Raw genomic sequence first — 25,900 nt, 5'->3', positions numbered from 1 at the left:
ATGCAGGATGAATTGTACATGGCGCGAGCGCTGAAGCTTGCTGCGCGCGGACGTTTTACCACTCACCCCAACCCCAACGTGGGCTGCGTGATTGTGAAAGATGGGGAGATCGTCGGTGAGGGATACCACCATCGCGCGGGCGAGCCTCATGCCGAAGTCCATGCTCTGCGTATGGCGGGAGAAAAAGCGCAGGGGGCAACGGCCTACGTTACGCTTGAACCCTGTAGCCATCATGGTCGCACGCCGCCGTGCTGCGATGCGCTGATCGCCGCCGGTGTGACGCGTGTGGTTGCCGCTATGCAGGATCCCAATCCACAGGTCGCTGGCCGCGGGCTTTATCGCTTGCAGCAGGCGGGCGTTGACGTCAGCCATGGCCTGATGATGAGCGAAGTTGAGCAGCTTAATAAGGGCTTTCTCAAACGGATGCGTACCGGATTCCCCTACGTACAGCTCAAGCTGGGTGCCTCGCTTGATGGGCGTACGGCGATGGCCAGTGGTGAAAGCCAGTGGATCACCTCGCCGCAGGCACGTCGCGATGTGCAACGCCTGCGCGCGCAAAGTCATGCCATTTTAACCAGCAGTGCCACGGTACTGGCGGATGACCCTCAGCTTACCGTCCGTTGGGAAGAACTGGGGGAGCCAACCCAGGCGAGTTATCCGCAGGAAAATGTGCGTCAGCCAATCCGAATTGTACTTGATAGCCAGAACCAGGTGACACCGGCGCATCGCATTGTGCAACAGCCCGGAGAAACCTGGATTGTCCGTACCCAGGACGATCCTCGCAGCTGGCCGGAAACGGTTCGTAGCCTGAAAGTGCCGGAACATAACGGGCATCTGGATCTGGTGGTGTTGATGATGCAGCTGGGCAAGCAGCAAATTAACAGCATTTGGGTTGAGGCCGGGCCAACACTCGCAGGTGCGTTATTACAGGCCGGCGTGGTGGATGAGCTAATCGTCTATGTTGCGCCTAAACTGTTAGGGAGCGATGCCCGAGGATTATGTGTGCTTCCAGGCCTTGAGAAACTGGCTGACGCCCCCCATTTCAAATTCAACGAAATACGCCATGTAGGTCCGGACCTTTGCCTGCATTTAGTGGGCGCATGATCTCCCGGTTCGAAAGGGAAGCAGCGCACAGATTATTATGATAAAATCCGCCCCCCTGCGGGGTCTAGTGAATCCGAAGGAAGAATATGAACATTATTGAAGCTAACGTTGCTACCCCGGACGCTCGCGTCGCCATCACCATTGCGCGTTTCAACAACTTTATCAATGACAGCCTGCTGGAAGGTGCGATCGACGCCCTGAAACGTATTGGTCAGGTTAAAGATGAAAATATTACCGTCGTTTGGGTTCCAGGCGCGTATGAGCTGCCGCTGGCGGCTGACGCACTGGCAAAAACCGGTAAATATGACGCGGTGATTGCGCTGGGTACGGTTATCCGTGGCGGTACCGCACACTTCGAATATGTGGCTGGCGGTGCAAGCAATGGCCTGGCGCATGTCGCTCAGGACAGCGGTATCCCGGTAGCCTTCGGTGTTCTGACCACCGAAAGTATTGAACAAGCCATCGAACGTGCTGGCACCAAAGCCGGCAACAAAGGCGCAGAAGCTGCACTGACTGCGCTTGAAATGATTAATGTATTGAAAGCCATTAAGGCCTGATTTTTGTAAGGGGAAATCCGTGAAACCTGCTGCTCGTCGCCGCGCCCGTGAGTGTGCCGTCCAGGCGCTCTACTCCTGGCAGTTGTCCCAGAACGACATCGCTGATGTTGAATACCAGTTCCTGGCGGAACAGGACGTAAAAGATGTCGACGTTCTGTATTTCCGTGAACTGCTGTCCGGGGTGGCGACTAACAGCGCGTACCTGGATGGACTGATGAAGCCTTACCTGTCTCGCCTGTTGGAAGAGCTGGGTCAGGTAGAAAAAGCCGTGCTGCGTATTGCGCTGTTTGAACTGTCTAAGCGTAGTGATGTGCCGTATAAAGTGGCCATTAACGAAGCGATTGAACTGGCGAAAACCTTCGGCGCTGAAGATAGCCACAAATTCGTCAACGGCGTACTGGATAAAGCAGCACCTGTGATTCGCCCCAACAAAAAGTGATCCCGAGGCCGGCTGGAGGGTGGAACCTGTTTCCACTGTCCCCGGCTTTTTCTTTTTTCCTGCTGAGGCATAACGTATGGCATGTGGCGAGTTTTCCCTGATTGCCCGTTATTTTGACCGCGTAAGAAGCTCTCGTCTTGATGTCGAAACCGGTATTGGCGACGATTGCGCACTTCTGAACATCCCTGAAAAACAGACGCTGGCGATCAGCACCGATACGCTGGTGGCAGGCAACCACTTCCTCCCCGATATTGATCCCACAGACCTTGCCTGGAAAGCGCTGGCGGTGAACTTGAGCGATCTGGCGGCGATGGGGGCTGATCCTGCATGGCTGACGCTGGCAATCACATTGCCTGACGTCGATGAAGCCTGGCTTGAAGCTTTCAGTGATGGCCTGTTTGAGCTCCTGAATTACTATGATATGCAGTTGATTGGCGGTGACACCACACGTGGGCCACTGTCGATGACGCTGGGTATTCATGGCTACGTCCCGGTTGGACGGGCCTTAAAACGCTCCGGTGCGAAGCCGGGCGACTGGATTTACGTTACCGGTACGCCGGGTGACAGTGCAGCCGGGTTGGCAATTTTGCAGCAACGGTTGCAGGTTGCCGATGCACAAGATGCTGACTATCTGCTCAAGCGCCACTTGCGTCCCACGCCGCGAATTTTACAAGGGCAAGCCCTGCGCGACCTGGCGAGTGCCGCAATCGATCTCTCGGACGGTCTGATTTCAGATCTGGGCCATATCGTTAATGCCAGTGGCTGCGGTGCACGGATTAACGTCGATGCTCTGCCATATTCCACTGCGTTTACCCAACACGTCGAGCCTGAACAGGCGTTGCGTTGGGCGCTCTCGGGCGGTGAAGATTATGAGTTATGCTTTACCGTACCAGAAATGAATCGTGGGGCGCTGGACGTCGCGCTGGGGCATCTCGGCACACCGTTTACCTGCATTGGGCAGATGAGTGCGGATGTGGAAGGCATTCATTTTACGCGTGATGGAAAACCCGTCACGTTCGACTGGAAAGGATATGACCATTTTGCCGCGCCTTAAAAAAGATGTCGCAAAAAGCCGTTTGAGCATGCGTAATCCGTGGCACCTGCTGGCTACCGGATTTGGCAGTGGATTGAGCCCGATTGTACCGGGCACCATGGGATCGCTGGCGGCGATCCCATTTTGGTATTTAATGACATTTCTGCCGTGGCAACTCTATTCACTGGTAGTCATGCTGTCGATCTGTATTGGCGTCTATCTGTGCCATCAAACGGCAAAAGATATGGGCGTGCACGATCACGGAAGCATTGTCTGGGACGAGTTTGTCGGAATGTGGATAACCCTGATGGCGCTGCCGACCAACGACTGGCAGTGGGTTGCCGCTGGATTTGTGATTTTCCGTATTCTGGATATGTGGAAACCCTGGCCGATTCGCTGGTTCGATCGTAACGTACATGGTGGCACGGGGATCATGATCGATGATATCGTGGCCGGGATACTGTCCGCCGGGATACTGTACTTTATTGGCCATCACTGGCCGGTAGGCATCATTTAACCCCTTTTTGAGGCCGTTGTAGGCCGGATAAGCATAGCGTATCCGGCACTGATTGCCCGATGGCGCGGCGCTTATCGGGCCTACGATCTACAACCGCGCTTATTTAAATCCCACCACCGGATGCTGTTTGTACGGCATTTCCAGTTCGGCAATGTGCTCTGGTTTCAGCGTTAAATCTACCGCATTAAGTAATTCATCCAACTGTTCTTCACGCGATGTGCCGACAATCGGTGCGGCGACGCCAGGTTTGCTTAACAGCCATGCCAGAGCGACCTGCGCTCGTGTAGCGCCCAGTTCTTCACTGACGCTAGTCAATCGTGCAGCAATTTGCGCGTCGTTTTCATCACTTTCTTCGTACAGGTTTTTGCCGACTTCATCGGAAACCAGGCGTGCGGTGGTTTCTCCCCACGGGCGCGTCAGGCGACCACGTGCCAACGGACTCCATGGGATCACCGCGACACCTTCCTGAGAGCAAAGCGGTAGCATGTCGCGTTCTTCTTCGCGGTAGATCAGGTTGTAGTGATCCTGCATGCTAACAAATTGCGCCCAACCGTGTTGTTTCTGCAGGGCCAGTGCCTGAGCAAACTGCGAAGCGTGCATGGATGATGCGCCGATGTAGCGCGCTTTCCCGGCTTTCACGACGTCATTAAGCGCTTCCAGCGTTTCTTCAATGGGCGTGTTGTAGTCCCAACGGTGAATTTGCAGGATATCGACATAGTCCATACCAAGACGCTTCAGACTGTCATCAATAGAACGCAGAATTTGCGCACGGGATAATCCTTCCGGCAGGTCGTCAACACGGTGAAAAACTTTGGTGGCTACTACGACGTCATCACGACGAGCGAAATCGCGCAGCGCACGGCCGACAATTTCCTCACTGCTGCCTGCGGAGTAACTGTTTGCGGTATCGAAAAAGTTAATACCACCCTCAAGGGCATGTTTGATAATCGGGCGACTACTTTCTTCTGGTAGCGTCCAGGCGTGATTGCCGCGATTGGGTTCGCCAAACGTCATGCAGCCCAAACAAAGGCGGGAGACCCGAAGGTCTGTTTTTCCTAAGGTGTTGTATTGCATAAATTCGCTCCTGCTTAGCGTGTTATTCATTAAGCATAGCAGGAGCGAGGGGGGGATTATGCCAGCCAGGCCTTGATTTTGGCCTCAATTCCGGCTGCATTCAGGCCCAGTTCGGCGCGAGCCTCGTCCTGAGTACCCTGGGGAATGAAGAAGTCAGGCAGGCCGATATTCAGTACCGGAACCGGCTTACGGTGCGCCATCAGCACTTCGTTTACACCGCTGCCTGCGCCGCCCATAATGGCGTTTTCTTCAATCGTCACCAGCACGTCGTGCTGTGCTGCCATTTCCAGAATCAGTGCTTCATCCAGCGGTTTCACGAAGCGCATATCGACCAGCGTTGCGTTCAGCGATTCCGCGACCTGAGCCGCTTCCGGCATCAGCGTACCGAAGTTCAGAATCGCCAGTTTCTCACCGTGACGCTTGACGATACCTTTGCCGATAGGCAATTGTTCCAGCGGCGTCAGCTCAACACCTACGGCAGTACCGCGGGGATAACGCACGACCGTTGGGCCATTGTTGTAGTGATAGCCGGTAAACAACATTTGGCGACATTCGTTCTCATCGCTCGGGGTCATAATGACCATTTCCGGGATGCAGCGCAGGAAGGAAAGATCGAACGCACCCTGGTGGGTTTGCCCATCGGCACCCACGATTCCTGCCCGGTCAACGGCGAACAGTACCGGCAGTTTCTGAATGGCAACATCGTGCAGCACCTGATCGTAGGCGCGTTGCAGGAACGTGGAATAGATAGCGACGATGGGTTTATAACCACCAATCGCCAGACCTGCAGCAAAAGTTACTGCATGCTGCTCGGCAATGGCCACGTCGAAGTAGCGATCCGGGAATTTACGCGAGAACTCCACCATACCGGAGCCTTCACGCATTGCCGGGGTAATCGCCATCAGCTTGTTGTCTTTTGCTGCAGTTTCACACAGCCAGTCACCGAAGATTTTTGAATAGCTCGGCAGACCGCCGCTGCTTTTCGGCAGACATCCGCTGGACGGATCGAATTTGGGCACCGCGTGGAAGGTGATCGGATCTTTTTCTGCTGGTTCGTAGCCACGACCTTTCTTGGTCATGATGTGCAGGAACTGCGGGCCTTTCAGATCCCGCATGTTTTTCAGCGTGGTGATAAGACCCAGCACGTCGTGACCGTCTACCGGGCCAATATAGTTAAAGCCCAGCTCTTCAAACAGCGTACCCGGCACAACCATACCTTTGATGTGTTCTTCGGTACGTTTGAGCAGCTCTTTAATCGGCGGAACGCCGGAGAACACTTTCTTCCCGCCTTCGCGCAACGACGAATAGAGTTTTCCAGAGAGCAGTTGCGCCAGGTGGTTATTCAGCGCACCGACGTTTTCCGAAATCGACATTTCATTGTCGTTGAGGATAACCAGCATGTCAGGCTTAATATCGCCCGCATGGTTCATCGCTTCAAACGCCATCCCGGCGGTGATGGCACCGTCGCCAATGACGCATACGGTGCGGCGCTCTTTGCCTTCTTTCTCGGCGGCAACTGCAATGCCGATGCCTGCGCTGATAGAGGTTGAGGAGTGGCCAACGCTCAGTACGTCATACTCACTCTCGCCGCGCCACGGGAACGGATGCAGGCCGCCTTTCTGGCGAATAGTGCCAATCTTATCGCGGCGGCCGGTAAGAATTTTGTGCGGATAAGCCTGATGTCCCACATCCCAGATTAACTGGTCGAACGGGGTGTTGTAGACATAGTGCAGCGCGACGGTGAGTTCCACCGTGCCCAGACCAGAGGCGAAGTGCCCGCTGGAACGGCTCACGCTGTCGAGCAAATAGCGGCGCAGTTCGTCGCAAAGCTTAGGCAGGCTCTCTTTTGGCAGCAGTCTTAACTCCTGGGTGGAGTCGACCAACGCCAGGGTCGGGTATTTGGCTATATCAAAACTCATCGCAAGCTCATTGGATATGTTGGTTTATTTATCACGCTGGATTATGTAGTCCGCTAGCGCTTCCAGTGCCGAGGTATCGAGAGATTGTGCGGCCAGCAAACTTAACGACTGGCGGGCATCCTCAATTAAATCCCGGGCTTTATTCCGGGCTTGCTCAAGACCCAGAAGTGCAGGATAGGTACTTTTGCCAAGCTGCTGGTCGGCACCCTGACGTTTACCCAATGTTGCAGTATCGCCTACCACATCCAGTATGTCATCCTGAACCTGGAAGGCCAGACCGATACTTTCGGCGTATTTGTCGAGTATCGGCAGAAGTTCTCTCCCTTTATCTCCAGCACTTAACGCACCCAAACGAACGGCGGCGCGAATCAATGCGCCGGTTTTATGGCGGTGAATACGCTCCAGCGCCGCCAGTTCTACCTGCTGACCTTCTGCTGCCAGATCCAGCGCCTGACCGCCACACATACCGGCGATACCGCTGGCTTGAGCCAGTTCAGAGATCATGGCGATGCGGTCACGGTCGGTGACTTCTGGCATCGGGGCGTCGCTGATAATAGAGAACGCCAGCGTTTGCAGCGCATCACCGGCCAGAATCGCATTCGCTTCGCCAAACTTGACGTGGCAGGTTGGCAGACCGCGACGCAGATCATCGTCGTCCATCGCGGGTAAATCGTCGTGCATCAGCGAATAGGCATGGATGCACTCAACCGCGGCGGCGGGGGCGTCAAGCGTACTCAGGCTCACGCCAAACATCTGACCGGTAGCATAAACCAAAAATGGGCGCAGACGTTTGCCGCCTAATAATGCGCCATATTGCATGGTTTCGACCACGGGAGTGTTCTGAAAGGGCAGTGGCGCGATAAAACGGCTCAGTGCCTGGTTAGCCTGCTCAACGCAAGCCTGTAGCTGCTGCGTAAAATCCATTTACTCATTATCCGGTGTAAAAGGCGTGAGGGCGGCGTCTTCAGTTTCTGACAGCAGGATTTGCACGCGCTGTTCAGCCTGTTGCAATTTGACTTGTCCCTGACGTGCCAGCTGTACGCCACGTTCGAATTCGTTCAGCGCCTCTTCCAGCGGCAAATCGCCGCTTTCCAGACGGGTGACAATCTGTTCCAGCTCGCTCAGCGCAGTTTCAAAACTGGCGGGCGCTTCATTTTTCTTCGGCATAATGAATGTCTGACTCTCTGTATTGACAGCACAAGACTATGGTAACGGACTCGCACTGATAAGCAAATAACGCGCAATGTGCACAGTAGCCGCGCGATGGTGGTATACTTGCGCGCCTGGATGCAGTCGCGGGTATGGGCTGCTGTATTATTTTCCATCACAAGTCGTTCAGACTTGCCAAAGAACCATTGCCGCCATGAAGTTTATCATTAAATTGTTCCCAGAAATCACCATCAAAAGCCAATCTGTGCGTTTGCGCTTTATAAAAATTCTGACAGGGAACATCCGTAACGTTTTAAAGCACTACGATGAAGACCTTGCCGTTGTCCGTCACTGGGATCACGTTGAGGTTCGCGCCAAAGATGAAAGCCAGCGTCTGGATATTCGTGACGCGTTAACCCGAATCCCGGGTATTCACCATATTCTCGAAGTAGAAGACGTGCCGTTTACCGATATGCACGATATTTTCGAGAAAGCACTGGTGCAATACCGCGATCAACTGGAAGGAAAAACCTTCTGTGTGCGCGTCAAGCGCCGCGGCAAGCATGAGTTTAGCTCCATCGAGGTGGAACGTTATGTTGGCGGCGGACTGAATCAGCATATTGAATCTGCGCGCGTGAAGCTGACGAAGCCGGATGTGACGGTTAATCTTGAAATCGAAAACGACCGTCTGCTGCTGGTTAAAGGCCGCTATGAAGGTATCGGCGGTTTCCCGATTGGTACACAAGAAGACGTTCTGTCGCTGATCTCCGGTGGTTTTGACTCCGGTGTGTCCAGCTACATGCTGATGCGTCGCGGCTGCCGCGTACACTATTGCTTCTTCAACCTCGGCGGCGCAGCGCATGAAATCGGCGTTCGCCAGGTGGCGCATTATCTGTGGAACCGTTTTGGTAGCTCACATCGCGTACGCTTTGTTGCTATCAACTTTGAGCCGGTAGTCGGTGAGATCCTGGAAAAAGTCGACGACGGCCAGATGGGCGTGGTCCTTAAGCGCATGATGGTCCGTGCGGCGTCTAAAGTGGCTGAACGCTATGGCGTACAGGCGCTGGTGACCGGTGAAGCGCTGGGCCAGGTGTCCAGCCAGACGCTAACCAACCTGCGCTTGATCGATAACGTTTCGGATACGCTGATCCTGCGTCCGCTAATCTCTCATGACAAAGAGCACATCATTAATCTGGCGCGTGAAATCGGTACTGAAGACTTCGCCCGTACCATGCCGGAATACTGCGGTGTGATTTCAAAAAGCCCGACGGTGAAAGCGGTTAAAGCGAAGATTGAGGCCGAAGAAGAAAACTTCGATTTCTCGATCCTCGATAAAGTGGTTGAAGAAGCGAACAATATTGACATTCGCGACATCGCCCAGCAGACGCAGCAGACTGTGGTGGAAGTTGAAACCGTGAGCGGCTTCGGTCCGAACGATGTGATTCTGGATATTCGCTCCGTGGATGAACAGGATGACAAACCGCTGAAGGTGGAAGGTGTGGACGTGGTTTCTCTGCCGTTCTACAAGTTGAGCACTAAATTCGGCGATCTGGACCAGAATAAAACCTGGCTGCTGTGGTGTGAACGCGGGGTGATGAGCCGCCTGCAGGCGCTGTATCTGCGCGAGCAGGGCTTTGAAAACGTGAAGGTGTATCGTCCGTAATTGTGGTTTGCCCCGGCTTTATGCGCCGGGGCAACGCTAATCTTGCGGCTGAAGTGATGCAATGCTGTTGACCAATTGATTAGCAATCTGCGGAATAGCTTCGGCACTAAAAAAACCCATCGTTACAGCAATTGCAATGAGCTCACCTTTACTACTCTGAAGCGGACAAGCGATAGATTGCGCTCCAGGGATCCCCTGAGTTGGGTTGTAACGCACGGCATATCCCTGCGATATTATTTGTTTAATTAACTGTTTCTGCGCCGGGTTTTGCGCCTGATAACCAGAAAAACTCATAAAAATTTGCCCTGCTGCACTGGCATGAAGTGGAACCTGCGTATTGGGCAGAAAATCGATATCGACGTTTCGAAAACTGCGATTGTAATGTTTGAGTATTAATCCGTTATCAGAGACAACGACGACTCCAGTAGAGTGGTTAAAGGTATCGCGAAAAGCAACCAGCATAGCGTTGAGCTCATTAATCGCATTGCGTGTACTCGTTGGCGTCCCAGCCAGCTGCAGTGCAGTTGCACCCAGGCTGTAAAGCCCCTTTTCGTTTTGACATAGCATGCCTGTTCGGCAAAGTGAAACCAGATATTTGTGTAACCTGCTTTTCGACAAACCACATCCAGTAGCGATATCGATTGCCCTCGCTTGACCATTTTGACTGGCAACAAATGTCAAAATGCTGACGGCTATATCAACCGAATTTACCCCTTGTGATGTTTCAGTCATATGCGTTCTCTTTTTAGATACCTAGCGATTATATCATCGAGTCAGAAACAGGACTGCTTTCGCAATTCAAAAAGATCACTACCTCTAAGTGATTAGATCATGATTCATCTCAAGTTAATCATTAGTGAACCTTGATTCACTAATGATTAACTTTATGGAGGGGAAACCATGGATGCTTTGAGCAATATACGTTTAAAAAGAAGAACCCTGTTAAAAGGGCTAGGTGTAGTGGGTTTAGCTACATTAGGGCCAACCTTTCTCGGATTACGCCAGGCCAACGGTGCGCCGTTGCCCCGGTTTCGTCTTCAGCAATCGGATTACATGACATTTCGTTCGACCTGCGCAATGGAATGTCTGCATTGCAATCTGACTGCTTATGTCTGGAAAGATCGCTTGATGAAAATTGAAGCAACGAAAGGTTTTAACGTGAAATGTTGCTTACGAGGAATTAGCCGAACGAAGTGGGTGTACCACCCTCTACGTTTGACGCAACCGCTGCTGCGTACGGGGGAGAAAGGTGAGGGGAAATTTAAGCCAATTTCCTGGGATGCCGCACTGGATCTCATTGAAAAGAAAATCAGAGACACAATCGCGAGTGATGGCAATAAAGGCTTATTGTTAACTGCCGCCTCAGGGAACATGGACTCTATCAAGAATGATATGGGGAAAGCATTTTTTGATTATCTTGGCGGATCGACAAAACATGCTGGTTCACTATGTTGTGCTGCCGTCACCGCCGCGATGATACCAATGGTGGGTTTACGCTATGCGGATACCCGAGACACGATACCAGCAAGCCGCTATATCCTCTGCTGGGGAAATAACCCTGCCGTCACGATGCATGCTTACTTCAAGGATTATTCACACGCGCAACGTAACGGGGCGCGCATGGTCGTTATCGATCCCCGTTTTAACGAAACCGCAGCTAAAGCGGATGAGTGGGTGCCTATTGTGCCGGGGACTGATATCGCACTGGCGCTGGGGATGATCAACATCATTATGCAGGAAAAACGCTATGACGCGGATTTTCTGCGAGCGCACACCGGTGCGGTTTATCTGGTGGATGGACAACAGAAGTTAATGCGAGCCGACCCGCAGGATACGGACAGTTATCTGGTGTTTGATACCCTGACACAAAGCGTGAAGCGACATGATGCGCCGGGCGTTATTCCTGCATTGCTGAATGATGAACTGCCCAACGAGAGTGATTTTACGACCGTACTGGATAACGTTTGGGCGCAGGCTAAACCCTGGACAACACAGAAAGTCGAGCAGGAAACGGATGTGCCAGCGCAAACGGTGTTACGCTTGGCGCGAGACTATGCTTCCACGCAGCCTGCGATGATTGTTCAGAATATGTCTGGAGCGCAGAGAACCGAATTTGGTACTTACGTAGCTGCCAGCCAATTTTATCTGGCGCTGATAACCGGCAATATCGGTAAGCCTGGTGCTGGGGTCTGTGATGCGGGCGGGGTCAGGCAAATGGCGAAATTTTCGCCCATTATCCCCCCCGCGCCAAATGCTGCCAAAATTCCATCGATCCCCATTTCTAAAATTGGGGACTGGATCGTTAACGAAAAACCTCATCCAATAAAATTCTGGTGGAACATGACACTGGGGGCAATGACGCAGTTGCCGAATACAAATCAGGTCAGAGAAGCCTTTAAAAAAGTGCCATTTGTCGTGGTGGCAGACAATTTGATGAGTTCGTCTGCACTGTATGCCGATTTGGTGCTGCCCGTGACGACCATTTTTGAAGATGTCAGTTTAATGGCGGGGGTTCGCAGCCACTATGTACAACTGATGGAGAAAGCGGTGGAACCACCGGGAGAAGCTAAACCGGATTACTGGATTTTTGCACGCCTGGCCGAGCGTTTTGGATTTGGAGACGTCTTTAATCAGCCCATTGAACATTACATTGATACTTGCCTCAAAGGGTCGGGTATCACCCGCGAAATGTTAAAAAAAGGGCCGGTATGCCCCGTTAAAGAAGACTGGACCCCCTTTAAGGATGGGCAGTTTTGTACCTCAACCGGAAAGGCGCATTTTTATATTGAGGAGTGGGCCAAAAAAGACTTCCTGCCGGTAGTGACCTGGAAACAGGTGAAAGAGTCAGTGAAAGGTTCACCTGAGCTGGCAAGCCACTATCCGTTAATGGCGGTACAGCGCAAACTGGCACGTAGCGTACATTCGAGCCACGGTATGAATGAATGGATCCTCGAGGTTCAGCGTAATCGTCCAAACGTTATGATTCACCCAGAAGATGCCCATAATCGTCAGATCCAGGCTGGAGAGTGGGTTGTTGTGTTTAATCATCGTGGAGAGCATAGAGCAATTGCCGATGTCACAACGCATATAAAACGGGGAGTTGTGAGCCTGGATAACGGCTGGTGGGAGCAACAGGGGGGAAGTAGCAGCCACGTCACCAACGATCAGGTCGAGTTGTTGGGCAATGGACACTGTTGTAACAGTACGTTAGTTGACGTGAGAAGGGAGGCTTAATCATGACGAAACAGTATGGATTTCTTATTGATATGCAAAACTGCTATGGCTGTAAAACCTGCAGCATGGCCTGCAAATCAGAAAATATGACGCCGCTTGGTGTGTTGTGGCGGCGGGTGCGTGAGCGCAATACGGATGAACCTAATACTCAAGCTTTTATCAGCATGTCGTGTAACCATTGCGATGACCCTCAGTGCATGAAAGTGTGCCCTGCCGGGACTTATACCAAACGAGCTGACGGGATTGTTTTACAGGACCACGAACGTTGTATCGGTTGCCGGATGTGTATTATGGCCTGCCCCTGGAGTGCACCGGTTTACGATGCGGAAGAGGGGAAAACCAGTAAATGTAATTTGTGTGCGGAACGCTTGGATGAAGGTTTGCAACCACGCTGTGTCGAATCGTGTCCCGCGGGGGTTTTACGATTTGGCGAGATAGAAGATCTTCGCAAAGAGCATACCACCCAATGGACGGTACTAGAGAAGCGCTACAACTTACCCGATCACAATATCAGTAAGCCCAATATTGTGATTATTGCGCCACGGGACTGAGGAGAGAGAAATGGAACACTATGAATTGCCATTAGTCTTTTTTACGGTCTTTGCTCAATGGGGGATTGGTGGTGTCCTGGCACTAACGTTGTGTCAGAATTTTGGTACGCTGAAATTCAATGCTGAACAATATCGTCGGCTGGCGCTGTTATTTTGGGTCATCACTGTGCTGGGTTCTTTGGCATCCCTTGTACACTTGGGAACACCTACTGGCGCATACCGCTCAATAGCTGGGTTGGGAATATCCTGGTTGAGCCGGGAAGTGGTGGCATTTATCGTATTGAATGCCGTGATATTTTGTTGGCTAGCGCTATGCTGGCTCAAGCCTGAGCACCCTGGAGTGAATCTTCTGGGTGGCGTAACGGCGCTTGTTGGTCTTGTGTCAATTTTTGTGACGTCTCAGGTCTATTACCAAATGGCACTACACCCGCTTTGGCATACTCTGGCCACGCCGCTTGGCTTTCTGGCAACGGCGGTGTTGCTGGGTTTTATGAGTGTGGCGGTAGCAGGTGGCTATTGGCATAAATCCTCTTCACCGGTGTGTTATGCAGGGATCATAATTGGAATCGTGTTGACGGCGAGCGGGTTGTGGTTTCGCTATCATGTGCCTGGCGCTGATGCGTCAAGTCCTCTGCTATGGTGGCAGCTATTTTCCAGCATCTGTGTTGCTGTGTGGGGAATATCGCGTCTGAACTATAGCCAGCAGAGTTGGGTATGGGTCGTATTAATGGCGACGGGTGAACTGGCGGGAAGAATGTTGTTTTATAGCAACGTTATGAGCGGAGCACCTTGGTTTTAAATCTTTTACCGGATGGTTTCAACCATCCGGTAAGCATGTTTATTCGTAGTAGTTATAAATTCCCGCGGCCATCACCAGTTGTGATGCCACTTCGTAAGCTTTTTCGCGACTCACCAGCAGATCAATGATTTTCAAACCGAAATCGATGGAAGTTCCCGGTCCCTGGCTGGTTAACAGGTTGACGCGTGGATCCCATACGACGCGCTTGTCCTGCCACTGATCGGCGGGAATTTTGTCTTTCTGCGCCGGGAAACCAGTCATGTTACCGATGGGGAAAATATCGTGCGGGACGAGCACGGTGGCGGCAGCGGCACAAATTGCGGCGACAATACGTCCGGAACGATGGAATTGCTTCACCGTTTCGATAAGCAACGGGCTGTCACGAAAACATTCAGCGCCTTTAATGCCACCCGGCAACACGATAATGTCGAAATCGCCGTCCGCAACTTCGACCAGGGGCGCATCAGCCAGTAACTTCACGCCACGCGAACAGACAATCGTCAGGTTGCCATCGCTGGCGACGCTTGCGGTCGTGACCTTAATGCCGCCACGAACCAGCAGATCGATAGTAGTGACCGCTTCAGTCTCTTCACTACCAGGGGCGAGGCAAACCAGTGCCTGAGCGCTCATACTCACTCTCCTTTCGCTTTACCATTTCAAACAGGCGGGCATTTTCCGGGACGGCGATGCCGTGCGCACGTGCGCGTTTTAACAAATAACCGGTAATGTAGTCGATCTCCGTATGACGCAAGGCACGAATGTCCTGCAGCATCGATGAGATATTTTCTGCCGTGCTGTCAATCACTTGCTCGACATAATAACGTAAATCATCTGCTGATGTGTGATGACCTTCGCGCTCAATGACCGCCGCCACTTCCTCGCATATCAATGCTATTTTTTCTGGATGCTGACGCAGTTCGCCGTTGGGACAGTTCCAGAGTGCGGTGAGTGGGTTAATGACACAGTTCACAGCCAGCTTACGCCACAGCTCAGCGCGAATAGTGTTGTGCCAGGCGACATCGGGCAGGACATCTTGCAGGATTTCAGCCAGATAGCTGAAATCGCCATCTTGTTCACGTGCCGGGCCAATACGCGTTGTACCCTGGGCAACATGAATAATGACGTTCCCATCACGGCGTGCCGCGTGAGTGGTCGTACCCATCAACAGGGGTTGCCGAATGCTATGCAATTCTTCAATTGTCCCCATACCGTTGTGAATTAACAGAATGGGCGTGGTTTCAGGCAGAATAGCGGCCAGGCTTTTGACTGCGTCAGAAACCTGCCAGGCTTTTAGTGTCACCAGCAGCAGATCGCTTTTCGCCAAAAAATCGGGGTCGTTTGCCGTCAGGGATTCATTAAAAACGGATCCATCCGTGTCAATCAGGTTCACGCTGCAATAAGGTTGTGGCACGCGTAGCCACCCTTGCACCTCATGCCCATGTTTGCACAGCGCTGTAAGCCACAGCTGTCCTAACGCTCCGCATCCCAGTACGGTAATTTTCATTCTTCCTCCTCACCTGCAACAGCACCAGGTGTTAATCCATATCCGCTACATCCCATTATTGTTCGCAGCTATCAGTACCACGTACAATTAAAGGATACAGCCTAGTATAGCGCTGTCTGTTGAGTAACTTTGCAGGTATTATGCTTCGCATCAAAAATGAAGGGAGAGGAAAAGATGCCATCTTTCGATATTGTTTCTGAAGTTGATCTTCAGGAAGCCCGTAACGCGGTCGATAATGCCAGCCGCGAAGTGGAGTCACGCTTCGATTTTCGTGGCGTTGAGGCCACCTTTGAGCTGAACGAGTCAAATAAGACGATTAAGGTGCTGAGCGAGTCTGATTTCCAGGTTAATCAGTTGCTGGATATTTTGCGTGCCAAACTGCTGAAACGTGGTATTGAAGGCACGTCGCTGGATGTACCAGAAACTTTCGTGCACAGCGGTAAAACCTGGTTTGTCGAAGCTAAGCTGAAACAAGGCATTGAAAGCGCAGTGCAGAAGAAAATCGTCAAGCTGATCAAAGACAGCAAACTGAAGGTGCAGGCACAGATTCAGGGTGAAGAAATCCGTGTAACCGGCAAGGCGCGTGACGATCTGCAATCCGTTATGGCGCTGGTTCGCGGTGGCGATCTCGGCCAGCCGTTCCAGTTCAAGAACTTCCGCGATTAAGTCGTTATGTCAGATGGCGTGAGCCGCCATCTGACAAATCTCATCTTCAAGCCTGGCTAATCGTCTGTTCAACTTCAAATCGATTCGTCACTTTACTGTCGATCTTCACGTAGGCCGAATGCTCTTTTGCCACCAGTAATACTTCACTGACGCCTTCTTTTGCCAGCAGGCGCTGCTTTAACGCCTCATCAGCGGCAATCTCCGGTGGAATTTCCACACGCAGGCTGCTGACATACGGCGGCTCTTTCATTGTACTTGCCACAACTAACCAAACTGCCGCCAGAAGCGCACCGGCCAGGAATACGGCCTGACCATCAAACATTTCAACCACCCAACCGCCGAGCGAACCGCCAATCGCCACGCCAAGAAACTGGCTGGTGGAGTAAACGCCCATCGCCGTGCCTTTATAGCCAGCCGGAGACTCTTTACTGATAAGTGAGGGGAGGAGGGCTTCCATCAGGTTGAAGGCGAGGAAGAATATTTGCACGCCGGCAATCAGCCCCCAGAAATGAATGTTTGCGCTCCACAATACAATCTCTGCAATAAGTATCAGTAACACGCAGGCGAGGAACACGCGTTTCATCTTGCGCTTCACTTCGGCGTAAATGATGAACGGCACTACGGAAACAAAGGACAGCAGCATCGTCACCAGATAAATTTTCCAGTGCTCTGCGGCGGGGAAGCCCGCTTTCGCCAGTTGGCCTGGTAAGGCGACGAATGTGGACATCAGCAAAATATGCAGGCACATGATGCCAAAATTGAGCTTCAGCAGTTTGGGCTCCGCCAGCACTTTGCTGAAGCTGCCTTTTACCATGCCCGACTCGCGGTTCAGCACGTGGGTAGTGCTATTGGGAACGACCCAAATGGTTAGCACAATACCCGTGGTAGCAAGAGCTGCGATCATCCAGAACAGCGCGTGTAGTCCCAGCGCATGGGTAACGATTGGTCCTAGCACCATCGCAATGGCGAAGGTGATACCAAAGCTGACGCCGATAAACGCCATCGCTTTGGTACGGTTTTGCTCACGGGTTAAGTCGGAAAGCAGCGCCATTACGGCAGCAGCAATTGCGCCAGAACCTTGTAGGGCACGACCAAGAATAATGCCCCAGATTGAATCGGAGAGGGCGGCAATTATGCTGCCGAAAACGAATACCGCCAGTCCGCCGACAATAAGCGGCTTACGGCCGATGCGGTCTGAAAGCAGACCAAACGGGATCTGGAAGATGGCTTGCGCCAGGCCATAAATACCGATAGCAAGTCCGATCAAGGCTTCGCTGGCACCCTGTAGCGCCATACCGTACGTGGTCAGAACCGGCAGGACCATAAACATGCCAAGCATGCGCAACGAAAATACGGTCCCTAAACCCCAGGTGGCGCGCAACTCACCGGGCGTCATTTTGTAATCGTTCATTCCCACCTCTGTATTAATTTCGCGCCTAGTGTAAAGCGGGGAAGGAATGGGGTAAACCACTACGATATGTGGAATTGTGTTGTGGGATAATTGAAATAATTACCTATGCAACTAATTTACTTGTAATAATTACAGGTGTGGTCTTTTTGTGGTTGTTTCTAATGGAAAGAGGGAAAAGGAAAATGGCGATTCCAGGCAATATGTGGATTTATGACGATGGTGGCGCGCTGATTAAGGGCGGGTGTGACGTAAAGGGAAGAGAATACAGTATTGAATTTAAAGGTTTTCATCACAATCTCTCTATTCCCACCGATAATGCAACGGGTAAACCAACAGGCACACGTCAACATTCACCGATGATGATAGTCAAAGAGTTTGACTACTCGAGTCCCTATTTATACAAAGCTGTTGCTTCTGGTCAGAATCTTAAGTCTGCAGAGATTCGTTGGTACAAAATCAATGATGCGGGTCAGGAAGTGGAGTATTTCAACATGCTGCTCGAGGGCGTGCGGATTGTCTCGGTCTCTCCTACGATGGCTGGGCCAGAAGACAAAAACAACAATCACCTTGAGACCATAGAGTTACGCTACGAAAAAATCACCTGGAAGCATTGCGATGGGAACATTATCTATACCGACGCATGGAATGACCGGCAGACGGCATAATGGGTGATTGAATGGACACAACTGAAGAAGCGAATGGAACCTATTGGTATCATGGCCACGCTAACGTAACGTCGGGTGAACTGTTTGATTTGATATTCATCGAGCAGTTGGCAGATTCATTAGGTATCACTACGGAAGCTGTTACGCTGGTTTTGATCGGTCAACCATTTATTCCTGTTGAAGGAAAACTATCAGCAGCCACGAACACCCCAGGCACTAGTATTGCATCAATTCTATGTAGAAAACTTCTGAAAGGGGCTCGGTTCCCATTTGGTTTAAGACTGCACACTCCTATGGGGAAGTTTTCCAAATTGAAGATGGTTCCAACAAATCAAATAGCAACTTACATAGGTCGATGGGTTCCTTTTATCGGGCATGCTCAGTTAATCGTGCTTTTGTTCACGGTGACAAAACACACCCGCGATAAATACAACCTCATCGCACGGCCCAAAGATCGCATACTGTGGACATCTTTCTGATGAGAAATTATGAAGCTGAAGTTATTGAGTACATCATGAAGAATTACCCAATTAGGGAACGTTGGTTCAGACCTGGTCTTAAGCAGGTCACTAAAGAATGGACCCTTAAGGATGATTTTCAGTTTGTTCCGGAAGATGCGTATGATTTTTTGGCTGATTTATTTGAGCATTTTGATATTGAATATTCGACGTTTGATGGAAGGAATTATATTGAACAAGAATACCCTTTCTGGCGAAAAGACCCTCCTGAAATTGAGTTAAAGCCTTTGACAGTAGGCATGATTATTGAGTCAGCAAAGGCTGGGAAATGGCTCTATAACTGAATAACATTCTTGCCAATAAAAAGGGTGCCGGAGCACCCTTTTCGTATCTGCAGATTCTTACCAGACGTAAGTCAGCAGGTTCTGCGAGTTTGGCACCATAAAATCGACGGACATCATCACGGAAAGCGCGGTAATGGCGATGATGGAGAAACCGAACAGCTTGCGCGCCCAGACTCTGTCATCTTCCACTTTATAACCGCGCAGCGCCATGCCCAACCACCAGACGCTCACCGCCGCAGCAACAATCAGGTATTTATAACCGGCATAGCCGCCCAGGGTTAGCATCAGCGTGGCAATAGCAAACGCCACGATGTAAAGCGTGATATGGTTTTTCGCGACCGAAATACCTTTCACCACCGGCAGAACCGGGATGTTGGCCGCCTGATAATCCTTGAAGCGGAAAATCGCAATCGCGTAAGAGTGCGGCATCTGCCACAGGCTGAAGATAGCCAGCAGAATCAACGCACCGCTATCGAACACACCTGTTACGGCGCAGTAGCCAATCACCGGCGGCGCAGCGCCGGAGAGTGAGCCAATCAGCGTACCGTAAACGGAATGACGCTTCATATACAGGCTATAAACGCCTACATAAACCACGAAGCCCATTACCCCCAGCCAGCAGGCCAGAGGGTTCGCGCCAAACCACAGCAGCATAAAGCCAGCAATACCCAGCAAGGTGGCGTATACCAGCGAGACCGCAGGGGATATCAGACCTTTAACCAGCACGCGGTTTTTGGTCCTCTCCATCTTCCTGTCGATATCCCTGTCGATGTAGTTGTTAAATACACAACCCGACGCCACAACCAGTGACACCCCAACCAGCGTGTAGATAAACAGGGGATAATCAATGCTGCCCTTCGAGGCCAGCAGGAATCCCCCAATCACCGAGATCAGGTTGCCAAAGATGATGCCTGGTTTCGTTACTTGCAGGTATTGCTTAAACATCATAATCGCCGCTCTTAGTGCATCATCATGTTGTAGTTAAGGTTCCACATAATCCAGATGGAGCCCACAACCAGGATGGCGATGATTAGCACAGTAAAGACGAAGGCCGTCATGTTCCAACCTTCATCAGATTTGCTATTCATGTGCAGGAAGCACACCAGGTGCACCAGAATCTGTACCACTGCCATTGCCAGAATAGTTCCCAGAATGACGGCCGGAGAAGCAGAACCTGTCATGACCATCCAGAACGGAATGACCGTCAGGATTACCGACAGGATAAAACCTGTCATGTAGGTTTTTACGCTGCCATGGGATGCGCCGCCGCTCTCGTTAGAATGACTCATTACATCGCCCCCATCAGATAAACAACAGTGAACACACAGATCCACACCACGTCCAGGAAGTGCCAGAACAGGCTCAGGCACATGATACGGGTACGGTTAGTGCTGGTCAGGCCGCGACGAGCAACTTGCACCATCAGCACCGCCATCCAGATAAGACCGGAGGTGACGTGCAGACCGTGCGTGCCGACCAGCGCGAAGAACGCAGACAGGAAGCCGCTGCGATCCGGGCCCATACCGTTAACAATCAGGTGATGGAATTCATAGAGTTCCATCCCGATGAATCCGGCACCGAACAAGAAGGTCAACGCCAGCCAGGAGATAACCTGGCTCTTGTTGTTCTTGTACATGGCGATAGCTGCCATGCCGTAAGTAATGGAGCTGAATAACAGCAGGAATGTTTCAACCAGAACGAACGGCAGTTCAAAAATGTCCTTACCTGTTGGGCCACCTGCGGTGCCGTTCACCAGAACGGCGTAGGTTGCAAACAGAATAGAGAACAGAATGCAGTCGCTCATCAGGTAGACCCAAAATCCGAAGATTTTGGTCTGGCCTGCATCGTGGTGCCCGTGTTCGTGCGCGTGGGCATTCGCGTGCGTTAAAGTATCAGTTGCCATTTTTCAGCCCTGCCTTTGTAATCTCATCGAAATGCTGGTTTTCCAGTTTTTCGACTTCCGGTACCGGCACGTAGTAATCCACGTCTTCATCAAAGCTTTTCACGATCCAGCTGATGATCATGCCTGCGAAGCTTGCAATCGCCAGCCACCAGATATGCCAGATCATGGCGAAACCAAACAGTGTTGCGAAGGCCGTAATGACGATACCTGCACCGCTGTTTTTCGGCATATGAATCTCTTCATAATGCGCAGGCTGCTTGTACGCTTCACCTTTCTCTTTCATTTCCCAGAAGGCATCACGCTCGTGGACGTGTGGCACAACGGCAAAGTTATAGAACGGAGGCGGGGAAGAGGTTGCCCACTCCAGCGTACGACCACCCCATGGGTCACCGGTCAGGTCACGGTTCTGCTCGCGGTCACGAATAGACACGTAGATCTGAATCAGCTGGCACAGGATACCCAGTGCAATCAGCGCGGCACCGCAAGCGGCAACGACCAGCATTGGGTGGAACTGAGGGTCAATCTGCTGGCTGAGGCGACGGGTCATACCCATAAAGCCCAGCACGTACAGCGGCATAAATGCGACGAAGAAGCCGATGATCCAGAACCAGAATGCGCGTTTACCCCATGTTTCGTTCAGCGTGAAGCCAAACGCTTTTGGCCACCAGTAGGTCATACCTGCGAAGCAGCCAAATACGACGCCGCCGATGATAACGTTATGGAAGTGCGCAATCAGGAACAGACTGTTGTGCAGCACGAAGTCTGCACCCGGAACCGCCAGCAGCACGCCGGTCATACCGCCGACTGAGAAGGTGACGATAAAGCCAATCGTCCACAGCATTGCTGAGTGGAATACGATGCGGCCCTGATACATGGTGAACAGCCAGTTGAAGATCTTCACCCCGGTTGGGATGGCGATAATCATGGTGGTAATACCGAAGAAGGCGTTTACGTTAGCGCCTGCACCCATGGTGAAGAAGTGGTGCAGCCAAACAACGAACGACAGAACGGTGATACACACGGTTGCCCACACCAGTGAGGTGTAACCAAACAGGCGTTTACGCGAGAAGGTTGCAGCGATTTCGGAGAACACACCGAAGACCGGCAGAACCAGAATGTACACTTCCGGATGGCCCCAGGCCCAAATCAGGTTGATGTACATCATCATGTTGCCGCCCATATCGTTGGTAAAGAAATGGGTGCCCAGATAGCGGTCCAGGGTCAGCAACGCGACGGTAACCGTCAGGATTGGGAAAGAAGCGATAATCAGGATGTTCGCACACAGAGATGCCCAGCTAAACACCGGCATCTTGAACATGGTCATTCCTGGTGCACGCATCTTAATGATGGTCACAAAGAAGTTGATACCGGTCAGGGTTGTACCAATACCGGACAACTGGACTGCCCATATCCAATAGTCGACCCCGACGCTTGGACTGTACTCTATTCCCGAAAGTGGCGGATACGCCAGCCAACCGGTCTGTGCGAATTCACCTACGCCCAGAGACAGGTTAACCAGGATTACGCCGACAACGGTGAACCAGAAGCTCAGGTTGTTCAGGAACGGGAATGCAACGTCACGTGCGCCGATCTGCAGCGGAACCACCAGGTTCATCAGACCGATAACAAATGGCATTGCCACGAAGAAGATCATAATCACGCCGTGAGCCGTGAAGATCTGGTCGTAGTGGTGAGGAGGCAGGAAGCCCGCTTCACCTGCAGAAGCCAGCGCTTGCTGACTACGCATCATGATGGCGTCGGCAAAGCCACGAATCAACATGACGATTGCGACGATGACATACATGATGCCAAGGCGTTTGTGGTCAACCGAAGTCAGCCACTCTTTCCACAGGTAGGTCCACTTACCGAAGTAAGTGATAAGGCCCAGTAAGGCCGCACCACCGATGATAATGGCAGCGATCGTAACCATGACAATGGGTTCATGGAACGGCACTGCATCCAGCGTCAATTTTCCGAACATCGTATTCTTCCTCGGCCCCTTAGTGAGCGGATTCCGCGTGGCTCATGTCCATGCCTTCCATTCCTTCATGTGCGTTGTGCTCACCTTCGGGTTGGGTCATGTCCATGCTCTTACCGTGAGCCATAAATTTGTTAATAACGTCTTTAAACAAATCCGGTTTCACGTTGGAGAAATATTCCACCTGGTTGTATTCGCTTGGCGCAGCCACTTTCTCGAACGCAGCCATGTCGCTCATGGTGTTCGTGGACTGTTTAGCTTTAGCAACCCATTGGTCGAATTCGGCGCGGTCCTTTGTTGCGATAGCCTTGAACTTCATACCGGAGAAGCCTGGTCCGCTATAGCTTGCGGAGATACCATCATAAGTACCGACTTCGTTGGCGATCAGATGCAGTCGAGTCTGCATGCCGGCCATGGCATAAATCTGGCTACCCAGACGCGGGATAAAGAAGGAGTTCATCACGGAGTTGGATGTCACTTTGAATTCAACCGGAGTATTCGCCGGGAAGGCGATTTCATTCACGGTAGCGATACCTTGTTCCGGATAGATGAAGAACCATTTCCAGTCCATGGAAACCACTTCGATGGTAATGGGCTTCTCGTCATGCGCCAGCGGTTTGCTTGGCTCAAGAGCGTGAGTGGTTTTCCAGGTCAGAACGGCAAGGAAAATGATGATTAAGATAGGCACCGTCCAGACCACAGCTTCCACTTTATTGGAGTGTGACCAGTTCGGGCTGTACTTCGCATCTTTATTGCTTGCACGGTACTTCCAGGCAAAACCAACAGCCATCAAGATGGCAGGAATAACGACAATCAACATCAGGCCAAATGCCGTCAGTATCAATGACCGTTGTTCCAGTCCAATCTGTCCTTTAGGGTCAAGCAGCGCAGAATTACAGCCACTGAGTAATGCAGTGCCTGCAATTAATGACAACCATCCCAAACTTTTATTGTATTTCCTGAGTCTCATTTAACGACCTCAATTCCACGGGACCGGGTGGCGTTTAAAGTGTGAGGGCATTTTACGGGAAGGTTACATTACTGTAAACATCATTGGATCTGTGTTACCGGGTTCTGCCGTGCATGTCACATATGTTGCAATATATGTCGCCTCAGCTTTAAGAACCTGTTGCAACATCACGTTATAACGAAAGCGGGCGAGCTGGGGAGGTGTCGAGGGCAATTGGTATAACCAATACGAAAATAAAACAATTGTTTAACAATTGATTATCAATAAAAAGACAAATAACGAACAAAAAATAAATCTGATTCGGCTGAATCGAGTAAGGAAAATAGAATTTATAAAAGGAGTCAATAATTTCCAAATTCTATGGCGCACAAAACAACAAATATTATTTTTATCAACTGCTGTTTATTTAGCCGTTATAATTACGCAAGGTGATTACAACGGCCAAATTAATGTGAAAAATTACATCAGACGTGTTTTCCGTAGTGCAAGATAGTCCAGTAAGCCACCAAATACGACGCCACAGATGGCGACCGCGACTGAGACTTCAAGCAGCCCAGCCAGGAAAGAGAAGTTGGTGTAATCCAGTGCGTTCATGGTAAGTAGCAACAGCCAAACAGCCAGCAAACAGCAGCCCGTCACTAACGTCATCAAAGCCAGATTGTACGCCCCACGGAACTCTGTGCGTGGAATAAAACTCTCATTTTGCCAGCTATATTCCAGCGTCTGGCGACAAACCAGCAGCAGCAGGAGTCCAGGGATCGCGGCAAACACGGAAAACAGATAAAACGTTGGCCAACCGTGAGCCTCGACGAACCAACCTGCCACTGGGCCCACATAGACGCGACCAACAGCCGAAAGGGCTGAGAGTAGGGCAAACTGGGTTGCGGAGAACGATTTATTACACAGCGTCATTAATAAGGCGACAAACGCCGCAGTACCCATCCCGCCGCACAGGTTTTCGAAGAAGACCGCTGCTGCCATACTGAACATGTGCTTGTCGGTAATAGAAAGCAGCCAGTATCCGGCGTTCGATACGCCCTGCAGAATGCCGAAAATGAGTAACGCGCGAAACAGCGAAAGACGCTGCATCAGGATCCCACCGTACAGCGCACCGACTATTGTCGCCAGCAGCCCCAGCGTTTTATTGACGACGCCGACTTCACCGGCATCAAATCCGACGCCGCGGATTAAAAACGTTGTGGTCAGGCTCATGGCGAAGGCATCCCCGAGCTTATACAGCACAATAAGTAGCAGGATCAGCCAGGCGTTGTTACGACCAAAAAAGTCACGCAGTGGCGCAGCAACCGCTTGTTCCAGTGTTTTAGGCACCGGAATGGTGTCAGTGGGTTCGGGTGCCAACAGGGTGGCGATAATGCAGGGAATCAGTAGTGCCGCCATCAGCCAGTACATACCTTGCCAGCCGAGCCAGCGGTCAGCCATCCACAGTGCCAGGCCACCGGAAACCAGCATCCCCAGGCGGTAACCCAGTACGCTGATTGCTGCACCGGTACCACGTTCTTCTGCCGGTAAAACGTCTGTTTTCCAGGCGTCAAAAACAATATCCTGCGACGCCGAACAAAATGCGATCACCACTGCGAGTGCCGCCATCCAGCGTAACTGCGTTCCAGGTTCCAGAAAACCCATCGCGGCGATGGAAATAAGAAGCAACACCTGGGTCGTCAACAGCCAACCGCGACGACGACCTAAAAACGGTGGGGTGTAGCGGTCCATCACTGGGGACCAGAGAAACTTAAATACGTAGGCCTGGCCGACCAGAGAAAAGAAACCGATAGTTTTCAGATCGATATTTTCGACCGTCATCCACGCCTGAAGCGTACCGGAGGTCAGGGCGAGCGGTAAACCGGAAGCAAAACCTAACATCAGCAGAATCGCTGATTTTGGTTGCTGAAAAATACGTAAATAGTGATTGGACATGGGCATTAAAAGCTGACCCGGCGAAAT

General features: G+C 51.5%; 27 protein-coding genes. 13 read left to right on the top strand and 14 right to left on the bottom strand.

Annotated elements, in window-relative coordinates:
* The 5 genes from ribD (at position 1) to pgpA (ending at position 3,650) form a co-directional block, all read left to right on the top strand.
* Complete coding sequence (gene ribD / locus NNO02_RS00585; RefSeq protein WP_271441091.1) at positions 1-1,104, top strand: bifunctional diaminohydroxyphosphoribosylaminopyrimidine deaminase/5-amino-6-(5-phosphoribosylamino)uracil reductase RibD; 1,104 nt, start codon at positions 1-3, stop codon at positions 1,102-1,104.
* 86 nt (positions 1,105-1,190) lie between these two features.
* On the top strand, positions 1,191-1,661 hold the full coding sequence (gene ribH / locus NNO02_RS00580) for a 6,7-dimethyl-8-ribityllumazine synthase (RefSeq protein ID WP_003021575.1): 471 nt from the start codon (positions 1,191-1,193) through the stop codon (positions 1,659-1,661).
* Positions 1,662-1,680: 19 nt separating this feature from the next.
* Complete coding sequence (nusB, locus tag NNO02_RS00575) at positions 1,681-2,100, top strand: transcription antitermination factor NusB (RefSeq protein ID WP_000801129.1); 420 nt, start codon at positions 1,681-1,683, stop codon at positions 2,098-2,100.
* A gap of 76 nt (positions 2,101-2,176) precedes the next feature.
* Positions 2,177-3,154 (top strand): thiamine-phosphate kinase, encoded by a 978-nt coding sequence (thiL, locus tag NNO02_RS00570; RefSeq protein ID WP_271441090.1) that lies wholly within the window; start codon positions 2,177-2,179, stop codon positions 3,152-3,154.
* A complete protein-coding gene (gene pgpA / locus NNO02_RS00565) occupies positions 3,132-3,650 on the top strand; it encodes a phosphatidylglycerophosphatase A (RefSeq protein ID WP_003021578.1) in 519 nt (172 codons plus the stop codon). The genes thiL and pgpA overlap by 23 nt, the downstream gene beginning before the upstream one ends.
* Positions 3,651-3,749: 99 nt before the next feature.
* Here the strand turns inward: pgpA and yajO are convergent, their stop codons facing one another.
* Genes yajO through xseB form a run of 4 tightly spaced genes read right to left on the bottom strand, consistent with a single transcriptional unit; the run spans position 3,750 to position 7,810 of the window.
* Positions 3,750-4,724, bottom strand: a complete 975-nt coding sequence (yajO, locus tag NNO02_RS00560) for a 1-deoxyxylulose-5-phosphate synthase YajO (protein WP_271454027.1) — start codon at positions 4,722-4,724, stop codon at positions 3,750-3,752.
* Between the two features lie 56 nt (positions 4,725-4,780).
* Complete coding sequence (dxs, locus tag NNO02_RS00555) at positions 4,781-6,643, bottom strand: 1-deoxy-D-xylulose-5-phosphate synthase (RefSeq protein WP_137384639.1); 1,863 nt, start codon at positions 6,641-6,643, stop codon at positions 4,781-4,783.
* 24 nt (positions 6,644-6,667) lie between these two features.
* Entirely contained in the window at positions 6,668-7,567 is a 900-nt protein-coding gene (gene ispA / locus NNO02_RS00550) for a (2E,6E)-farnesyl diphosphate synthase (RefSeq protein ID WP_271454026.1), read from the bottom strand.
* The gene (gene xseB / locus NNO02_RS00545; RefSeq protein ID WP_096759458.1) at positions 7,568-7,810 is read right to left on the bottom strand and encodes an exodeoxyribonuclease VII small subunit; all 243 of its coding nucleotides are present in this window, start codon (positions 7,808-7,810) and stop codon (positions 7,568-7,570) included.
* A gap of 196 nt (positions 7,811-8,006) precedes the next feature.
* On the opposite strand from xseB, the gene thiI reads away from it, so the two are divergent.
* Positions 8,007-9,455, top strand: a complete 1,449-nt coding sequence (gene thiI / locus NNO02_RS00540; protein WP_137384637.1) for a tRNA uracil 4-sulfurtransferase ThiI — start codon at positions 8,007-8,009, stop codon at positions 9,453-9,455.
* 36 nt (positions 9,456-9,491) lie between these two features.
* Here thiI and NNO02_RS00535 read toward each other — a convergent pair whose 3' ends face one another.
* Positions 9,492-10,187: an IclR family transcriptional regulator gene (locus tag NNO02_RS00535; protein WP_271441086.1), complete on the bottom strand. Its 696-nt coding sequence runs from the start codon at positions 10,185-10,187 to the stop codon at positions 9,492-9,494.
* Between the two features lie 168 nt (positions 10,188-10,355).
* On the opposite strand from NNO02_RS00535, the gene NNO02_RS00530 reads away from it, so the two are divergent.
* The 3 genes from NNO02_RS00530 to NNO02_RS00520 are packed head-to-tail and all read left to right on the top strand — an operon-like array spanning position 10,356 to position 14,039.
* A complete protein-coding gene (locus tag NNO02_RS00530) occupies positions 10,356-12,689 on the top strand; it encodes a molybdopterin-containing oxidoreductase family protein (RefSeq protein ID WP_271441085.1) in 2,334 nt (777 codons plus the stop codon).
* 2 nt (positions 12,690-12,691) lie between these two features.
* Entirely contained in the window at positions 12,692-13,240 is a 549-nt protein-coding gene (locus tag NNO02_RS00525; protein ID WP_194211145.1) for a 4Fe-4S dicluster domain-containing protein, read from the top strand.
* 10 nt (positions 13,241-13,250) lie between these two features.
* A complete protein-coding gene (locus NNO02_RS00520; RefSeq protein ID WP_271454025.1) occupies positions 13,251-14,039 on the top strand; it encodes a dimethyl sulfoxide reductase anchor subunit family protein in 789 nt (262 codons plus the stop codon).
* 39 nt (positions 14,040-14,078) lie between these two features.
* On the opposite strand, the gene yajL is transcribed toward NNO02_RS00520, so the two are convergent.
* Together yajL and panE are read right to left on the bottom strand one after the other, a co-directional pair.
* The gene (gene yajL / locus NNO02_RS00515) at positions 14,079-14,669 is read right to left on the bottom strand and encodes a protein deglycase YajL (RefSeq protein ID WP_271454024.1); all 591 of its coding nucleotides are present in this window, start codon (positions 14,667-14,669) and stop codon (positions 14,079-14,081) included.
* Positions 14,632-15,543 (bottom strand): 2-dehydropantoate 2-reductase, encoded by a 912-nt coding sequence (panE, locus tag NNO02_RS00510; RefSeq protein WP_271450107.1) that lies wholly within the window; start codon positions 15,541-15,543, stop codon positions 14,632-14,634. Before panE ends, yajL begins: the two co-directional genes overlap by 38 nt.
* 174 nt (positions 15,544-15,717) lie before the next feature.
* On the opposite strand from panE, the gene NNO02_RS00505 reads away from it, so the two are divergent.
* Positions 15,718-16,209 carry a YajQ family cyclic di-GMP-binding protein gene (locus NNO02_RS00505; RefSeq protein ID WP_003831002.1) on the top strand — a complete coding sequence of 164 codons (492 nt, stop codon included), beginning with the start codon at positions 15,718-15,720 and terminating at the stop codon, positions 16,207-16,209.
* Between the two features lie 46 nt (positions 16,210-16,255).
* Here the strand turns inward: NNO02_RS00505 and NNO02_RS00500 are convergent, their stop codons facing one another.
* Complete coding sequence (locus NNO02_RS00500; RefSeq protein WP_271454023.1) at positions 16,256-17,620, bottom strand: MFS transporter; 1,365 nt, start codon at positions 17,618-17,620, stop codon at positions 16,256-16,258.
* 182 nt (positions 17,621-17,802) lie between these two features.
* On the opposite strand from NNO02_RS00500, the gene NNO02_RS00495 reads away from it, so the two are divergent.
* Genes NNO02_RS00495 through NNO02_RS00485 form a run of 3 tightly spaced genes read left to right on the top strand, consistent with a single transcriptional unit; the run spans position 17,803 to position 19,087 of the window.
* Positions 17,803-18,285, top strand: a complete 483-nt coding sequence (locus NNO02_RS00495) for an Hcp family type VI secretion system effector (RefSeq protein ID WP_003021598.1) — start codon at positions 17,803-17,805, stop codon at positions 18,283-18,285.
* Positions 18,286-18,296: 11 nt separating this feature from the next.
* Positions 18,297-18,764 carry an STM2901 family protein gene (locus NNO02_RS00490; protein WP_271454022.1) on the top strand — a complete coding sequence of 156 codons (468 nt, stop codon included), beginning with the start codon at positions 18,297-18,299 and terminating at the stop codon, positions 18,762-18,764.
* A complete protein-coding gene (locus NNO02_RS00485; RefSeq protein ID WP_137384706.1) occupies positions 18,764-19,087 on the top strand; it encodes a DUF1493 family protein in 324 nt (107 codons plus the stop codon). Before NNO02_RS00490 ends, NNO02_RS00485 begins: the two co-directional genes overlap by 1 nt.
* A gap of 57 nt (positions 19,088-19,144) precedes the next feature.
* Here the strand turns inward: NNO02_RS00485 and cyoE are convergent, their stop codons facing one another.
* The 6 genes from cyoE to ampG form a co-directional block, all read right to left on the bottom strand.
* Positions 19,145-20,035, bottom strand: a complete 891-nt coding sequence (cyoE, locus tag NNO02_RS00480; protein ID WP_100194043.1) for a heme o synthase — start codon at positions 20,033-20,035, stop codon at positions 19,145-19,147.
* Positions 20,036-20,046: 11 nt separating this feature from the next.
* On the bottom strand, positions 20,047-20,376 hold the full coding sequence (locus NNO02_RS00475) for a cytochrome o ubiquinol oxidase subunit IV (RefSeq protein ID WP_137384632.1): 330 nt from the start codon (positions 20,374-20,376) through the stop codon (positions 20,047-20,049).
* Positions 20,376-20,990 (bottom strand): cytochrome o ubiquinol oxidase subunit III, encoded by a 615-nt coding sequence (locus NNO02_RS00470; protein ID WP_271441080.1) that lies wholly within the window; start codon positions 20,988-20,990, stop codon positions 20,376-20,378. Before NNO02_RS00470 ends, NNO02_RS00475 begins: the two co-directional genes overlap by 1 nt.
* The gene (cyoB, locus tag NNO02_RS00465) at positions 20,980-22,971 is read right to left on the bottom strand and encodes a cytochrome o ubiquinol oxidase subunit I (protein ID WP_003021610.1); all 1,992 of its coding nucleotides are present in this window, start codon (positions 22,969-22,971) and stop codon (positions 20,980-20,982) included. The genes NNO02_RS00470 and cyoB overlap by 11 nt, the downstream gene beginning before the upstream one ends.
* A gap of 19 nt (positions 22,972-22,990) precedes the next feature.
* Complete coding sequence (cyoA, locus tag NNO02_RS00460; RefSeq protein WP_271441079.1) at positions 22,991-23,938, bottom strand: cytochrome o ubiquinol oxidase subunit II; 948 nt, start codon at positions 23,936-23,938, stop codon at positions 22,991-22,993.
* A gap of 459 nt (positions 23,939-24,397) precedes the next feature.
* On the bottom strand, positions 24,398-25,873 hold the full coding sequence (ampG, locus tag NNO02_RS00455) for a muropeptide MFS transporter AmpG (protein WP_271454040.1): 1,476 nt from the start codon (positions 25,871-25,873) through the stop codon (positions 24,398-24,400).
* Positions 25,874-25,900: the final 27 nt, after the last annotated feature.

The sequence above is a fragment of the Citrobacter sp. Awk 2 genome (assembly GCF_028069815.1).
Lineage (GTDB): Bacteria > Pseudomonadota > Gammaproteobacteria > Enterobacterales > Enterobacteriaceae > Citrobacter.
The sequence above is the reverse complement of the archived record's forward strand: the minus strand, read 5'-3'. Positions and strand labels throughout refer to the sequence as shown.